Below are 14,739 nucleotides of genomic sequence, written 5' to 3'. Positions count from 1 at the left end.
ATCAGACTTCAACTTTTTTGTTGTTCAGGTAAATGGTTGCCCACACCAAGATAACGGCTACGATCATTTCAAATACAATGCTTACCCACATGCCGTCCGACCATAATACGCCATTGGCTGTGATTGCAATACCTGTACTTTCTTCCGTATACCGGAACATCTCATTTGGACTGAAGCGTCCAGTCGTAATAATATTCTCCAACCAGCCAATCAGATTAACGAGGACAAAGAATGCAACGATTCCGATCCATGGTCCCGTTTTCCAGCGGAAGCTGCCTGCAATCGAGATCGAAAGGAAGATAATGACGGTCATGAATACCATAACCCATGCGCTAAACAGCAACAAACTAATATAATCCGAAACATGCAGACCCGAAAGATCAATATTGCTAGCCATGTTCATTCTTAGCTTCATTGAGATATAGATATAAGCATGAGTCGTAAATATAATGACTAATCCCAACCCACAAAGAGCTCCAAAGATCAAAGGAGACAACACATGTGACAGGCCCGTTACGGGCAAAAGACGGCGATTATAAGAGCGGATATTGGACGTGTATGTTTTAATCATTTTCACATAAATAGCCACACCAACTCCAACATAACCCATAATGCCAAGCACAATCCCTGTGACCTCAGACACGAAAAGGGAAAGCCCTACTTGAGCGATAATCAAAATAACTAGCCCAGCCAGCAGTGTATTCCAGTTCCTTCTAAAGTCATACTTCAATAATGTCATCATTCCGCATAGACCTCCTTGAACATCTCATCCACACTTTTCCCATATTTCAGACGGAGCGTTTCCACTTCTTCCCGCATCACCAGTTGACCTTCACGAATGAAGACCACTTCATCAAAAATCCGTTCGATATCATTCACCAGATGTGTGGAGATGATCAGACTGCTCTCTTCATCATAGAACTTGACGATCGCATCCAGAATCTTGCCACGCGCAACCGGATCTACTCCGCCAATCGGTTCATCCAGCAAATACAGACGAGCCTTACGAGAAAGTGCCAGTGTTAGTTGTAGTCGTTCATTCATCCCTTTTGACAGATGCCGTACCCGGTCACTCTCGACAAGATTCATGAAGTCCAGCATCTCCCGTGCCTTCTCCTCATCAAAATCAGCATAGAAATCGCGATAGTACGAAATCGCATCCCGCACTCTCATCCACTTTTCGGTTAATGGACGATCCGGCATAAATGAAACCATTGACTTCGTCTCCAGCCCCACAGGCTTACCTGTGACTTGAATCGTTCCACTGCTCGGATGCAGCAAACCTGCAACCAGCTTCATGAGCGTACTTTTGCCACTGCCGTTGCTACCCAGCAGACCTACGATTCTCCCTGGAGCAATATCCAAAGTAATATTACTGAGCGCTTTCTTATTGCCATATGTTTTATTGATCTGGTTCAGTTCAAGGATGTTACTCATGCGTTGTTCCTCCCTTTCCTTCCGCAACGGCATCGGCTACGATGGATAAGATATCCTGCTCTTCAATCCCCAGTTCCTGCATTCCGGTCAGAAAACGTTCCAGTAATTCACCGGCCATCTCTTTTTTGATCGTCATAATCTTCCGCTCCTCACTGGTCACATATCTGCCCAAGCCCCGTTTGGTTTCGACCACTTCTTCCCGCTCAAGCTCCTGAAATGTCCGTTGTACTGTATTTGGATTGATCTGTAGTTCGGCCGCCAGTTCACGAACCGAAGGAATTTTGTCACCTGCCTGAAGTGTCCCAGTTACAATCTGTCTTTTGATGTACTGCATGATCTGCAGATATATCGGTAAGTTGTTATCAAATTCTATAGTCACAAAGCTCTCGCTCCTCTCTGTACTGGTGTGTTAGTTACATAGTACACTAGTGAAATAGTGTTGTAAAGCCCATTTGTTATAAATATATAATCGCTCAGTTGATGAGCAAGCTTTGGTTATCCAAATACATACAAATAAAGAGCAGATCGTGAAGATCTGCTCTGCATAACTCATTAATCGTATTGTCATCTCATTCATATGCTTATCCGATAAAGTAGAACCAGCTACACGATATCTAAAGGAACCTTACCTTTAGGCGCAGGGAATGCCTCATCCAAACAGGTCCGTTCCTCTGGTGTCAAAACGATATTCACTGCTGCTGCATTGTCTGCCACATGATTCAGCTGTACCGCCTTGGGAATCGCCAGCACATCTCCGTCCCTGATCACCCAGGCTAATGCGATCTGCGAAGTTGTAACTCCTCGATCCTGCGCAATCTTCTGAATGACTGGATGCTCCAACAATTCACTGCGAAGTCTACCCCCCTGAGCCAGTGGACAATACGCCATAACAGGAACGTTACGTTCCCGCATCCAGGGAAGCAGATCATGTTCAATACCACGCGAAGCTGCATGGTAAAGCACCTGATTCACCATGCACCGAAACCCCTCCGGCAGACTCCATAATTCCTGCATATCCCTTGTATCCAGGTTTGAGACACCCCAACGCAAAATTTTACCGGATTGCTTCAATTGTTCCAATGCCTGAACCGTCTCTTCAAGTGGTACTCCTCCCCGCCAGTGGAGCAAATACAGATCCAGACGATCTGTACCAAGACGCGTGAGACTTCGCTCACAAGCGGTAATCATCTGCTTGCGATCTGCATGATGGGGATATACTTTGGATACGAGAAAAACGTCATCACGCAGGCCCGAGATGGCCTTTCCCGTAACGACTTCTGCCCCACCTTCTGCATACATCTCCGCTGTATCAATCACGGTCATTCCAAGTTCAATACCGGAACGTAGTGCCCGTACTTCTTCTTCCTGGCTGGATTGCTTCTCTCCCATGTGCCATGTGCCTTGTCCTATCGCAGGCAGGGCAGTTCCATCCGGAAGCAGAATCGTGCGTGTTTGATTACCATGCATCATCTATACTCCTCCATTCTGAAGACTTATGGACATTGTAACCTCTCTAACGACGATTATACGAATCATAAATCATGTTATCACTCACATGCCTCCAGTGGTTCATCATCATGATATACAACTGATCCAGTGACATTGTGAGGCTACTTTGGGCAACGCTGATGGTTGCATCGACCATATTGCTGTTGACCGTCATCAACTTGCGTTTCATCCCGTTCTGGCGATCCAGAAAGGCTTTCTCGTCCCGCAATTTGACCCCGATCATTTTCTGTCCCATCAATTCATACATAAAAATATTCTCAACATCTTTCCAGGCCACTGCTCCTCCTGCGGTATAAGAAGATGCATCCACAAACCCATCCTCATCGATTACAAAAGAAGGTTCCTTCTTAATCATCTTTACCAGACTGTAGCAAAAACATAGCCCAAAAAATAAAATGGAAAGAAGTCCAATCACATCCGAAAGGATGGAATCATTCGTAACTGAAGAACGATCAAAAATCAAAAAAAATCCGGCTGCCACAAAGAGTGCCGCCCCTGCCGTAAGCCACGCCATTCGTTTCCGGTTTGGATATTCTACATGCTGCTCATAGGATGTGCTCAACGTGACGTTCCTCCTCCATTGCGACTGAATCATACAAGTTCTATATAAACGAATGGTTATGAACCAAATACCTGAATGTTGAACAGGAATTGCATTGTACATTAAACCAAATTCACCAATGTTAAACATTAAATTAAGACCATTTTTCGTCATTTCTGCGCTTATTCAACATTAGGATTCGTCATCCTTCGAGCAAATCCTTTTAACACACCTATATGAATTGAACAAAGAATGTTTGCACTGACCACTCCGATGACAGAACAACCTTCCGATCGCTGTTATCCCCAGATTTTTCGATTCCACTTTTTCAAAGTGAAAATCCGGGGATAGCCTATGCTTCCGATGCAGCTTTCTTTCAAAAAGCTTTTAGGCGAACGCTCCGCTTCTTCAGGTTATTTCTGTCCCCTCCGTTGTCACCCTTATTGTCCTGCCCCTAGCTTTCCGTTAATATAAATGGAAAGGTTAGGAAATTAACCAATTCTAATTCATGGTGGGAGGACAAACAATGATGAGTCAGCGCGGCATAACATCGGAAGATCTTTATCAGATTACATGGGTTAACGATCCAACTCCGTCCCCTCAAGGCGGACAACTGGTATATGTAAGCCGGAAAACGAATGAAGCACGTGACGGTTATTGTTCTCACCTAAGACTGCTGCATCTGGGAAGTCAGAAGGACAGGCCTTTTACCTCTGGAAAGAAGGATCATTCCCCTGCCTGGTCGCCAGATGGGTCTCAACTTGCTTTTATACGAGAGGTTGACGGAAAATCCCAAGTGTGGATTATCGCAGCTGATGGCGGAGAAGCACAGCAAATCAGTCACTTGAAACATGGCGTCAGTTCCCTGCTCTGGTCACCAGATGGTCATACTTTACTTGTGAAATCATCCGTGGATATGAGCGGACAAGAAGAATTAGAACCTACAGATCCTATAAACGATAAACCCAAACTGCTGCAAGAACATGTTGTAGACCGGATTCGAATGAAATCAGATGCAGGAGGATTATGGAACGGAAGACGTTCCCATCTCTTCACCATCGTGCCGATTGACGCGTACGCGGAAGCAACCCCGGTAACTACAGGTCATTATGACGTTGGAGACTACGCCTGGTCCCCGGATGGAACATCCATCGTATGGATCACGCAAATGCCTGAAGAAGGCGAGGACCATAATGATTACACCCTGACTAATCATGTGTACCTTGCCAAAGCAGACGGATCGGATGTGCAGCAGTTAACCCCGGAAGGATATACGTTCAGCCGACTGGCCTTTGCACCGGATGGACAATCCATTGCACTGCTCGCCAGTGACCGTTCCTATGGAAATGCCACACTTGTGAAGCTGTACACCCTTCCAGTATCAGATGGTGAACTCGTATGTCTGAGCACGGATTGGGACGTACAGTTGAATCACAGCATTGTTGGCGACATGCGATCACATCTGACAACTACGGGGCCAGTATTCAGCAGGGATGGTTCTTCAATCTTCTGTCTGGCGACTATCCATGGCAGTGTACGCATCGCCAAATTCGCACGAGACGGCAGCAGTGCCGACTATATATGGCCTGACGAACGTGAGATTTATCAATTTGCCGAGTTGGAAAACGGGCAGATCGTTGCTGCTGTTGCCGATACACGAAATCCTGGTGATCTCTATATGTATGAACAACCGGAAGATTCCGGGGTAGAACCGATTCAACTCACCCGCAGCAATCCACAGCTTGAGGATGAGATCCACCTTAGTACACCGGAAACCTTCTGGTTTAATTCCTCAGATGGCCTGCGGCTGCAAGGATGGATCATGAAACCTCATGGCATGGTCGACGGGGTCAAAATCCCGACCATTCTGGAGATTCATGGCGGCCCGCACATGATGTATGGTTTTACATTTATGCACGAGTTCCAGATTCTCGCCGCACAAGGCTACGCTGTTGTGTACATCAATCCACGCGGTGGCCTCGGATACGGGCAGCAGTTTGTAAACGCCTGTCGCGGAGATTATGGTGGTGGCGATTATCGCGATCTCATGGAGAGCGTGGATTATGCCCTATCCCAATATGAGTTTATCGATGAATCCAGATTGGGCGTAACCGGAGGCAGTTATGGTGGCTTCATGACCAACTGGATTGTTGGACACACGGACCGCTTTAAGGCCGCTGTTACCCAACGTTCCATCTCCAACTGGTTATCTTTCTACGGCGTCAGTGACATTGGCTATTTCTTCACAGAGGATCAGATTGGTGGTAACGCGTGGGATGACACGGAAAAACTGTGGAAACATTCGCCACTCGCTTATGTCGGCAACGTGAGTACTCCGCTGCTCATTTTACATGGCGAACAGGATCTGCGGTGTCCGATTGAACAGGCTGAGCAATTATACATTGCGTTGAAACGGCGCAAACAGACCACTCGTCTTGTTCGTTTCCCAGGTGCCAACCACGAGTTATCTCGTGGAGGTCACCCCCACTTAAGAGTACGTCGTCTGGAGCATATTGCCGGTTGGTTTAACGAGTACTTGTAACGAACTAATATTTAGACTATTAATTACACTATTAATTTAGAGTATAGGACCAGATATAGATTAAACCCTAAAAGCCGTCCAATGAAATCTGTTATGATTTCAACGGACGGCTTTTGCTGTTCACCTTTTATAGAAGGAAAGATTACTCTTCGCCCCACACTACGGTGATTTCATTCAGATCCTTGTTGGTTGCAGACACCGAACCTGTGATCGTTACGGCATATTTGCCATCTTCACGACCCACGATGCTGAAGCCGTCTGCCTGGATATCCTGAGTGTTCTGGCTCAAGTTTTTGGTCTGGTAGTAGTCTTTGTAGGATGTTCCAACGGTTAGCAACGTTTCTTTGGTTGTGTAGGTGAGGACTACTTTTTTATCGTTGCCACCCACATTACTCTCAATCAAGCTCGTAGCCTTCGCATCCTTCGGTAATGGGAAATCTGCTGGCAGATACTTGGACTTCACACCTTGAGCCTGTGTGTTCGTGCCTGTGGATGGTGAAGTTGATCCGCTGTTGCCTGTGGTTGTTGACCCACCGGTGGAGCTTGAGGAACCGATGCTTACTTTATTGTTCTGGGAATCATACTTCACTTCGGTCTTCAACGCATCTGCAATCGAACGAACGGGGAGATATGTACTGCCTTGATATGTAATTGGCGCAAGTTTTTTGCCCTGGTCACCTGTCGGTGTAAATTTCTGTCCGTTCACTTCGATGGCGAGCCCATGGTTTAGATAAGCTTTGATCGTCTCCAGTTGTGTACCTGCATATACACCTGCCGATCCGGTTAACACCATGCCAAACACACCCGCAGCAATCAACCACTTTTTGCTTTTCATCCCTAAACGCCTCCTGAGTTCAAATGTCAGCCTTATGCATAATACGATTCAAGCGATCTCTCGATGTACGCGAAAGACTCATGTAGTTATGCTCATCATGTATGGGCACGAGCTTATTCGGATAACAGCCCGTTGTTCCACCAAATGTTAGCAATATAATAGCATCTAACAAGAGGTTGTAAACGATAAATGGACAAAACAGGACCAAGGGCGTACAAAAATAGTCTTTGTTGTATTCCCGCTGTACTCTCGCTCGTTAAGTTGTTCTTATATGAATAAAGTCCTGAATTCCGGACCATACATATGAAGCCAATCATACACGCACAACAGTTGCGAAATTAATCAATGTATTAGATAATTATTTGTCGATTTGTGGTCGAAGGAACGGAATTCAAGGGGGATTTATACGATGAACAATAACAGTACATTTGATCAGTCTATTAACCGGATCTCTACCGGATCAGAAAAATGGGATGCACTTGAGGATATCTTCGGCGTTGCTGATGCGCTTCCGATGTGGGTGGCCGATATGGATTTCGCTGCTCCACCATCCGTTATTCAGGCCCTGAAAACACGGATGGAGCACGGGATTTTTGGTTATACAGTGCGGACTGAGGCGTATCATACAGCTGTTGCAGGGTGGATGGAACGGCGCCACAACTGGAAAATTAACGATGACTGGATTGTATTCACTCCAGGTATTGTGCCTGCACTCAGCATTGCGGTACAACAATTCACTGATAAGGGAGATGCAGTGGTCATCCAGACTCCGGTGTATGCTCCCTTCTATGAAGTAGTACGTGGTCAAGGCCGTGAACTGATCACCAATCCTTTGGTAGAGAATAACGGTCATTACACGATGGATCTGGAACAACTGGAATCCAGCTTGCAGACCGGTCGGGTCAAAATGCTGATTCTGTGCAGTCCTCATAACCCGGTTGGACGGGTATGGACTCGTGAAGAGCTTGAAGGTCTTACGTCACTGTGTCTGCAATACAACGTACTGATGGTTTCAGATGAAATTCATGCCGATCTTGTTCATCAGCGCGGAACTCATACACCACTGACCCTGATCTCGGACGCCGTCTCTGATCTAAGTATCATCTGCACGGCTCCAAGCAAAACGTTCAACATTCCTGGCCTCTGTACATCCAACATCATCATCCCCAATGCCAAGTTGCGGGAATCGTTCGCGCAGGGTGTAAAAACGATGGGACTTGCCAATATCAGCACATTGGGGGCTGTTGCAACCGAAGCTGCTTACAATGATGCCGAGGAATGGCTGGATGAGTGCCTTGCCTATATCCGTGGAAATATGGAGTATGTACAGCAATATGTTGCGGAACATGTGCCTCAGATTAAAATGCTTCTGCCCGAAGCGACCTATCTGTTATGGATGGATTTCCGGGAGCTGAATATCCCACATGCACAACTATGCAACATGCTTCTTCATGAAGCAGGGCTTGCTTTCAATGACGGGAGTTTCTTTGGAACAGAGGGTACAGGGTTCATGCGTATTAATGTAGCCTGTCCACGTTCCACGGTTGAAGAGGCGATGCGCAGGTTATCTGCGTTGCTAAGCAATTTGTCGGGCAAATAAGCTGTCAGTTACATCAATGTACGTTGCGAACAGAACGTGTACTGTTCGTTAAATGGTGAATATTTGTCAATATAAAAAAAGGGGTGCCCCTTAGTCAAGTCCATGATTAACATTCATGGTCAATGACTTCACAAGGGGCACCCCTTTTGCATTCGATCATTTTATTTATTCGAACATAATTAAAATTACAGTCACATCGATATCGGCATCGGTGTAATTCTGTCGCACAACCTGTCCAACAAATCCCGATCATGGCTTATGATCAATAGCCCCAGATCACGTTGGCGAGCCACTTCCATCACGGTATGCCAGATCTGTGCCTGCGTGATTGCATCCAGCATCGTTGTCATCTCATCTGCGATCACATAACGTGTCGCTGTACCGAGTGCTCGCGCCACACAGAAACGTTGCAGTTCTCCACCGGATAATTCACTCGGCCTACGGTCCAGCCAGGTTTGCTGAATACCCAATGCTTCGAGCAACTGTTCATCATGCACAGACGCCTCTTGCAACACGCGGCGCATCCGCCAGCGTGGATTCACGGCCTTCTCCGGGTGCTGGAACACCAGCTGAACCGGACATACTCCTGTACGTGGGAGTGGTTTCCCATCCAAAAGGACTTGCCCTGCCACAGGTTCGGCATATCCTGCAAGAATGCGACCAAGGCTTGTTTTCCCACAGCCACTTGGTCCCCACAAGCCAACCACTTCTCCCCGTTGCACCTGCATGTTCATCTGCTGGAACACCCAAGACTTTTGATCGTAACGGTAACTTATACTCTTTGCTTCAAGTGACATGGAAACACCTCACCTCTCCGCCTCGTATCTTACGAAGCTGAGGACGTTCGCGGGTACATGCTGCGGTTGCTGCGCTACACCGGGGAGCAAATGAACATCCTGCTGCAATCTCTAGACCCGCCAATGGCTGGGAGCCAGGAAGTGGCTGAAATCCATTCTGTGGCAACGCATTCCAGAGGGCTTTCGTATATGGATGACGCAGACGTTCTCCAGTTCCCGTAAAATCATCTACCTGCGCCGTCTCTACATTGGTCCCCGCATAAAATACAGTGATGCGATCAGCTGCCGTCAGGGCTGTCGTGATATCATGGGTGATCCACAGGATACCTACGCCTTGATTTGCAAGCTTGCGAAATTGCTTCATCGTCTCGGCCAGTACTTCGGGATGAATGCCTGGTGTCGGCTCATCTGCAATGATCAGCTTGGCTTGACCCGTGGTCGCTGTCGCCATCAACACCCGCCTTGCCATCCCTCCGGACAACTCAAAAGGGTATTTCCCGACTGTTCCTTGAGGAAGATGATAACGATCCGTCAGCTCCTGCTCCGTCTTTTTCAAGTGGGATCGAGTCATCAATCTGCGCTTCCTTCCCACATCTCGGGTCACTGGCTGAACTTGCCTTCCCACCTTCATCAACGGGTCCAAATAACTGACGGATTGTGGAATCAACATCAGCTCCTCACCACGCAGATGAAGCTGCCGCTTTGGAGTCAAAGGCTTGCCACTATAGCTTATTCTCCCCTCCAACCTGGCATTGGCAGGCAGGATGCCCATAATGGCCTGCGCCAGCACACTTTTACCCGATCCACTTGCACCTACAACAGCCACGATCTCGCCCTCGTTTATGGAAAGATCCAGATTCTGAATAACGTAAGTCTGTTCGTGTCCAAACCAACCACGAGCACGCCGAAATGACACCGATACTCCCTCAATATCAAGAAGAGCCATATTTACCTCACCTCCCTTGAACTACCTGTCCCCGTCATTGTCTTCAGACTGTTGCCCAATACATCAAACGCACGAACAACCAACAACAATGCCAGTCCCGGGAAAAAGGCGAGCCACCACATGCCAGCAGATAAATATCTCATCGACTCTGATAAAATAATTCCAATTGCCGGTTGTTGCGGGGACAACCCAAGCCCCAGAAACGTAATGGCTGCCTCATGCAGAATCGCATGGGGAAAGATTAGCAGCACGCCCACGAAAAGTTGTGGAACCAGATGTGGCAGCATATGCTGCACCGCAATTTGTAACCGTGATTGACCTAACTTATGTGAAATCTGAATATATTCTGCGGATTTCAGTTGAATCATCTCTGCTCGTACAATCCGGGCCAGATTCGGCCAGTGAGTCAGCGCAATCGCTGCCGCCACTCCTGCCAAACCTCCACCAAATACAAAGGCCAGCATAACCAGCGATACCAGATGAGGTACACTCAGGAACAGGTCGATAATCCATGAGATCACCCGGTCAGCAGCCTTGCTTGAAGCGGCAGCCAAACCCAATAACATCGCGATAAATCCGCCACCACATGCAGCAAGTAATCCCACTTGAATGCTGGTTGCCAATCCTTTTAATGTGCGCATGAACATATCTCTTCCGAGCCAATCTGTGCCAAATGGATGCGCCCAGGTTGGAGCCAGATTCCGATCCATTAATGAGGTTAGGGTAGAACCAGCGGGAAGTAGTCTACCCGTCAACCACACAACGGCAATCCAGATCACCGCAAGGCTTCCCCAGATCACCGCTCTTTGGCGAGGATTGCGGAAATTTTGGTCTCTGGCACCCACATAACCTTTTCTCGTTTGGCGTGTTGTTCCTGTTCCTTTTCCAGTCTCAGCTTGTAGTAACCCCGGATTAATGTTGAACCTTACCTCTGGAGTCTCCGTTTTCACTATTTGTATTTGGGCTTTTTCTGCCGTCTGCTCAGAGGAGCGTTCTACCGTCTGCTTCATGACATCAGCTCCTCCTTCATCCGCGGGTCAATCATACGATACAGAATGTCTGCAACCATATTACCTGTAAAAACAAAAATTGCACTGCACATCACAAGTCCAAGCAGCAGTGGAACATCTCCACGCAACCCCGCCTGAACCGTTGCCTGACCAAGGCCGGGGTATGAAAATACCTGTTCTGCAAGCACAGCCCCACCAAACATTTCACTGAACGAAGCAAACTGTAGTGTTATGGCTGGCAAAACAACATGTCTGAACCCATGTCGACGGAACAGCTGAAATCCACGCTCACCCCGCGCTCTCGCAAACAGAATATAATCTGACTCGAGCACATCCGTAAGCTTCTGCCGGGTATGCAAAGCAATAGAAGCTACCCCAGTCAAGCTGAGAGTCAACGCTGGCAGAATCATATGAATAGCCCGATCTCCCCATGTGACCTGATCAGCCGATATCCCTGCGGGTACCCCAAGGCCAACTGGCAGCCATCCGAGCCACACCCCAAATACCATCAGCAGCAACAGCGCAATCCAGAATACCGGCGTGGAGGCCAGCGTATAACAATACCAGCAGATCAGGCGATCCAGCTTCGAATCCCGTCTCATGGCAGCAACTACACCAAGAGTGAAACCAATGATGCCGGATAACATCCAAGCTACAGCCATAAGCGCGACAGAATTCATGAACCGTTCCTGAATAATATCCGCTACAGGCTGTCTGTAGATCATCGAAGTTCCCAGATCTCCCTGAATCAGCGCTTGTCCCCAAGTCAGCAATCGTTCCATGGGAGATTCATTCAATCCCCAACGTTCTTCGATTAAACTGCGCTGTTCGGCACTTACCCTGATCATGTCTCCACCAATATAAGCTTCGATCGGGTCCACAGGAGAGAATTGCATTAATATAAAAGACAACACACTGACCCCAACCAACAGAGATACAAGTCGCAACAATTTAAAACCAACAAATCTAGCCCATCCATTCCTGCCCGTCATCCAATCTCTCCCCAATTCAGGCTAAAGCTACCGCTGAGCTTCTTATTTCGTGCTGTTATCCCAGGACCATTCCTCCAGATTGGATGTCACCGGCCAGCCGTGACCATGGGGGTGGATCTGTTGCTCGCCAATGTTCAGGCCGTTCTTAACAAGATACAGATGATCTATATTTACGAGCCATGCCCAAGGTGCATCCCCCTGATAACTGAAACCTGTTGTGCCATCCCATTCCGCTTTCTGCCAGAAAGGCAATGCCTCTTCCTCACTGGTTGCCTGAAGGGCCTTCTCCATCCATGAATCCACGACAGGATTACTGTACAGTCCTACATTGTAATATCCTTCTCCCTTGTGGGTACTGCTATAGAGGTTATACGTTTCCAAAGGATCATGACTGCCCCAACCAAATAATACAGCGTTGGAGTAAGCCATCTTTTTTGTCTCTTCACGGCTTTTGCCTTCAACATTGATCTTAATTCCCGCCTGGGCAACCATATCCGCAGTAGCTAACGCCAGAGATTGTCTTGTTAAATCACCTGCAAAATAAAGCAGATTGAACTCGGCCTTAACGCCGTTTTTCTCAACGATACCATCACCATCCGCATCCACCCAGCCACCAGATGCCAGAATGCGCTTTGCTTCTTCGAGATTGGCATCCGTAAATACAGCATCTGCATTGCTCCAAGGCAGATCATCACTGACGGAATACGCTGGACGACCGTACCCTTCCAGTACGCCCTCAACCAAAGCCTCACGATCAATCACAACGTTCACCGCTTGGCGAATCGCCAGATCAGATGTCACATCATTCCCTGCGGGAAGACCATCTCCCGACTTGGCACCAGCAGGTTGCATGGGGAACATGATGCCCCGGTTATCTACGGTTTTCATGGCCTCTAATGTCATGCCATTCACCTGTTGTTTGCTAAACGCTGCCGGGATAGCAGCGATATCCACCGTACCTGCCTGCGCAGCGGCGTAGGCCGCATCTTCATCCAGATAGAGGAAGGTGAGTTTGTGGAATGCAGACTTGTTACCATAATATTCTTCATTGGCTTCCACGATGGCCTGTTGTCCTTTGTCCCACTGTACCAGCTTGTACGGCCCTGATCCGACCGGATGTTCCGCATAATCAGCACCATAGGCGTGTTCAGGTACAATGCCAAGTGTCGTCAGCAGACTGATAAATGTAGACTGCGGCGACTTCAATGTGAATACAACCGTGCTATCGTCAGGTGCCTGCACATCAGCCATATTCGTCAAATCAATCACAGATCCACTTTGAGCAGCCGTATCAAACGTAAATTTCACATCCTCAGCCGTAAGCGGCTCCCCATCAGAGAATTTTACATCGTTACGGAGTGTAACCGTCCAGGTCAGCCCATCTTCACTAACTGAGTATGCCGTAGCCAGGTCGTTAACCAGTTGTAACTTGGCATCACGCTTCAGCAAGGTACTCTGGAAAAGTGGTGACCCATATTGCCCCCATCCGGTTGTTGGATCAAACCCACCTTCCGGTTCGGTGCCAACGGCCAGCACCAATTCATCTTTGGTTAAGGCTGTACCTGACTGTCCATTCTCTGCTGATGAAGCTGTTGGCGCTGTGCCCTGTGCACAACCAGATAAACCAATGGAACATACTAGCAAGATGCCTAATCCTGTTCTAACTTTTCGTTTTCCCCATTTCCATGAAAATCTGCCCATTCTGGTCGTTCCCCCTCTAAAGTTGTGCTGCACTCACTTATTTCGTGTTACTTTTTAGAGAAATTGTAGCACAAAACACAAATCATATGTCAACAAAGTTAACTTCACAATCCATATTTTTTCATATTTCAGAATTAATAATTAAAAAATTCTTTAACCGAGCATTTGTAGCGCTCTATAGAGTCAGGTATTATAACAAACAAAAAAAACAGACGGTTGGCATCTAACCAATAGTCTGTTTTTTCAGGTTCGCTTTATATTTAATTACACTCGTATTTGTCTTACTCCGTAGAGCGATGATGATGGTTGTGACCATGCTGCCCGGTACTTTGATTGTGATCCAGACTTTGATCCGGCTTGCCATCCTGATCATGACTCTGAGCATGAGCCAGTTTGTTGAGTTCATCCACATAAGTCACAGACAATTCTGCATACAATACCCCTTTTTGCACCTGGACCTGTTGATGCAGATGACGCAATCGCCCCAGATTCCCTCGTACGGCAATAACCTCCAGGCATTGGTCATGGTTCAGGTGTACGTGCATATTGGAAATGATGTCATGATGCGCCTCGTGCTGCAGCTCCATCAAACGATTGGGAAGATCACTGATATGGTGATCGTAGACCATCACAATGGTGCCGGCCACATCCTGGTCGGATTGCAGTACGGAAGGTTGAAGTAATGTTTTTCGCACAAGATCACGGAAAGCCTCTGATCGGTTTTTGTATCCCTGTTCCTCAATATACTGGTCAAACTGCTCAATCAGAGGTGTAGGAAATGCCACCCCGAACCGGGTCAAATCTTCTTTATCTGCCATGCTTCTCCTCC

14 protein-coding genes are annotated in these 14,739 nt (G+C 47.5%); 2 read left to right on the top strand and 12 right to left on the bottom strand.

Translation table 11 applies throughout. From position 1 onward, the window contains the following. Nucleotide 1: 1 nt before the first annotated feature. From MKY87_RS21430 to MKY87_RS21410, 5 genes are all read right to left on the bottom strand, one after another. The gene (locus tag MKY87_RS21430; RefSeq protein ID WP_340966110.1) at nucleotides 2-742 is read right to left on the bottom strand and encodes a hypothetical protein; all 741 of its coding nucleotides are present in this window, start codon (nucleotides 740-742) and stop codon (nucleotides 2-4) included. Further along, nucleotides 739-1,437 (bottom strand): ABC transporter ATP-binding protein, encoded by a 699-nt coding sequence (locus MKY87_RS21425; RefSeq protein ID WP_339785916.1) that lies wholly within the window; start codon nucleotides 1,435-1,437, stop codon nucleotides 739-741. Before MKY87_RS21425 ends, MKY87_RS21430 begins: the two co-directional genes overlap by 4 nt. Beyond that, nucleotides 1,430-1,816 (bottom strand): GntR family transcriptional regulator, encoded by a 387-nt coding sequence (locus MKY87_RS21420; protein ID WP_036606428.1) that lies wholly within the window; start codon nucleotides 1,814-1,816, stop codon nucleotides 1,430-1,432. The genes MKY87_RS21425 and MKY87_RS21420 overlap by 8 nt, the downstream gene beginning before the upstream one ends. A 224-nt stretch (nucleotides 1,817-2,040) precedes the next feature. Continuing rightward, nucleotides 2,041-2,907, bottom strand: coding sequence for an aldo/keto reductase (locus MKY87_RS21415; protein ID WP_340966107.1), 867 nt, complete (start codon nucleotides 2,905-2,907; stop codon nucleotides 2,041-2,043). A 43-nt stretch (nucleotides 2,908-2,950) separates the two neighbouring features. Then, entirely contained in the window at nucleotides 2,951-3,508 is a 558-nt protein-coding gene (locus MKY87_RS21410) for an STM3941 family protein (protein WP_339785922.1), read from the bottom strand. A gap of 505 nt (nucleotides 3,509-4,013) precedes the next feature. Here MKY87_RS21410 and MKY87_RS21405 point away from each other — a divergent pair. Continuing rightward, a complete protein-coding gene (locus MKY87_RS21405) occupies nucleotides 4,014-6,029 on the top strand; it encodes a S9 family peptidase (RefSeq protein WP_340966105.1) in 2,016 nt (671 codons plus the stop codon). A 142-nt stretch (nucleotides 6,030-6,171) separates the two neighbouring features. Here MKY87_RS21405 and MKY87_RS21400 read toward each other — a convergent pair whose 3' ends face one another. Beyond that, nucleotides 6,172-6,864, bottom strand: a complete 693-nt coding sequence (locus MKY87_RS21400; protein ID WP_338591586.1) for a stalk domain-containing protein — start codon at nucleotides 6,862-6,864, stop codon at nucleotides 6,172-6,174. 409 nt (nucleotides 6,865-7,273) lie between these two features. Here MKY87_RS21400 and MKY87_RS21395 point away from each other — a divergent pair, with 409 nt between their 5' ends. Continuing rightward, nucleotides 7,274-8,464 (top strand): MalY/PatB family protein, encoded by a 1,191-nt coding sequence (locus tag MKY87_RS21395; RefSeq protein ID WP_340966104.1) that lies wholly within the window; start codon nucleotides 7,274-7,276, stop codon nucleotides 8,462-8,464. Nucleotides 8,465-8,655: 191 nt separating this feature from the next. On the opposite strand, the gene MKY87_RS21390 is transcribed toward MKY87_RS21395, so the two are convergent. The 6 genes from MKY87_RS21390 to nikR all read right to left on the bottom strand — a co-directional run bounded on the left by MKY87_RS21390 (nucleotide 8,656) and on the right by nikR (nucleotide 14,728). Then, nucleotides 8,656-9,261 carry an ABC transporter ATP-binding protein gene (locus MKY87_RS21390; protein WP_340966103.1) on the bottom strand — a complete coding sequence of 202 codons (606 nt, stop codon included), beginning with the start codon at nucleotides 9,259-9,261 and terminating at the stop codon, nucleotides 8,656-8,658. Continuing rightward, nucleotides 9,251-10,207 (bottom strand): ABC transporter ATP-binding protein, encoded by a 957-nt coding sequence (locus MKY87_RS21385; RefSeq protein WP_340966102.1) that lies wholly within the window; start codon nucleotides 10,205-10,207, stop codon nucleotides 9,251-9,253. Before MKY87_RS21385 ends, MKY87_RS21390 begins: the two co-directional genes overlap by 11 nt. Before the next feature lie 2 nt (nucleotides 10,208-10,209). Next, the gene (locus tag MKY87_RS21380; RefSeq protein ID WP_339785939.1) at nucleotides 10,210-11,217 is read right to left on the bottom strand and encodes an ABC transporter permease; all 1,008 of its coding nucleotides are present in this window, start codon (nucleotides 11,215-11,217) and stop codon (nucleotides 10,210-10,212) included. After that, the gene (locus MKY87_RS21375) at nucleotides 11,214-12,209 is read right to left on the bottom strand and encodes an ABC transporter permease (RefSeq protein WP_339785942.1); all 996 of its coding nucleotides are present in this window, start codon (nucleotides 12,207-12,209) and stop codon (nucleotides 11,214-11,216) included. Before MKY87_RS21375 ends, MKY87_RS21380 begins: the two co-directional genes overlap by 4 nt. Nucleotides 12,210-12,251: 42 nt before the next feature. After that, complete coding sequence (locus tag MKY87_RS21370; protein ID WP_340966100.1) at nucleotides 12,252-13,910, bottom strand: ABC transporter substrate-binding protein; 1,659 nt, start codon at nucleotides 13,908-13,910, stop codon at nucleotides 12,252-12,254. Nucleotides 13,911-14,191: 281 nt separating this feature from the next. Continuing rightward, complete coding sequence (gene nikR, locus MKY87_RS21365; RefSeq protein WP_340966097.1) at nucleotides 14,192-14,728, bottom strand: nickel-responsive transcriptional regulator NikR; 537 nt, start codon at nucleotides 14,726-14,728, stop codon at nucleotides 14,192-14,194. Nucleotides 14,729-14,739: the final 11 nt, after the last annotated feature.

Source organism: Paenibacillus sp. FSL R7-0198, assembly GCF_038000415.1.
GTDB lineage: Bacteria > Bacillota > Bacilli > Paenibacillales > Paenibacillaceae > Paenibacillus.
This window is presented reverse-complemented; position numbering and strand designations above follow the sequence as displayed.

What these genes read in the sequence shown, in the direction of transcription:
- MKY87_RS21385 (WP_340966102.1), bottom strand. Translation starts at nt 10,207, where the DNA reads ATGGCTCTTCTTGATATTGAGGGAGTATCGGTGTCATTTCGGCGTGCT.
- nikR (WP_340966097.1), bottom strand. Translation starts at nt 14,728, where the DNA reads ATGGCAGATAAAGAAGATTTGACCCGGTTCGGGGTGGCATTTCCTACA.
- MKY87_RS21390 (WP_340966103.1), bottom strand. Translation starts at nt 9,261, where the DNA reads ATGTCACTTGAAGCAAAGAGTATAAGTTACCGTTACGATCAAAAGTCT.
- MKY87_RS21380 (WP_339785939.1), bottom strand. Translation starts at nt 11,217, where the DNA reads ATGAAGCAGACGGTAGAACGCTCCTCTGAGCAGACGGCAGAAAAAGCC.
- MKY87_RS21370 (WP_340966100.1), bottom strand. Translation starts at nt 13,910, where the DNA reads ATGGGCAGATTTTCATGGAAATGGGGAAAACGAAAAGTTAGAACAGGA.
- MKY87_RS21375 (WP_339785942.1), bottom strand. Translation starts at nt 12,209, where the DNA reads ATGACGGGCAGGAATGGATGGGCTAGATTTGTTGGTTTTAAATTGTTG.
- MKY87_RS21430 (WP_340966110.1), bottom strand. Translation starts at nt 742, where the DNA reads ATGATGACATTATTGAAGTATGACTTTAGAAGGAACTGGAATACACTG.
- MKY87_RS21395 (WP_340966104.1), top strand. Translation starts at nt 7,274, where the DNA reads ATGAACAATAACAGTACATTTGATCAGTCTATTAACCGGATCTCTACC.
- MKY87_RS21405 (WP_340966105.1), top strand. Translation starts at nt 4,014, where the DNA reads ATGATGAGTCAGCGCGGCATAACATCGGAAGATCTTTATCAGATTACA.
- MKY87_RS21415 (WP_340966107.1), bottom strand. Translation starts at nt 2,907, where the DNA reads ATGATGCATGGTAATCAAACACGCACGATTCTGCTTCCGGATGGAACT.
- MKY87_RS21425 (WP_339785916.1), bottom strand. Translation starts at nt 1,437, where the DNA reads ATGAGTAACATCCTTGAACTGAACCAGATCAATAAAACATATGGCAAT.
- MKY87_RS21400 (WP_338591586.1), bottom strand. Translation starts at nt 6,864, where the DNA reads ATGAAAAGCAAAAAGTGGTTGATTGCTGCGGGTGTGTTTGGCATGGTG.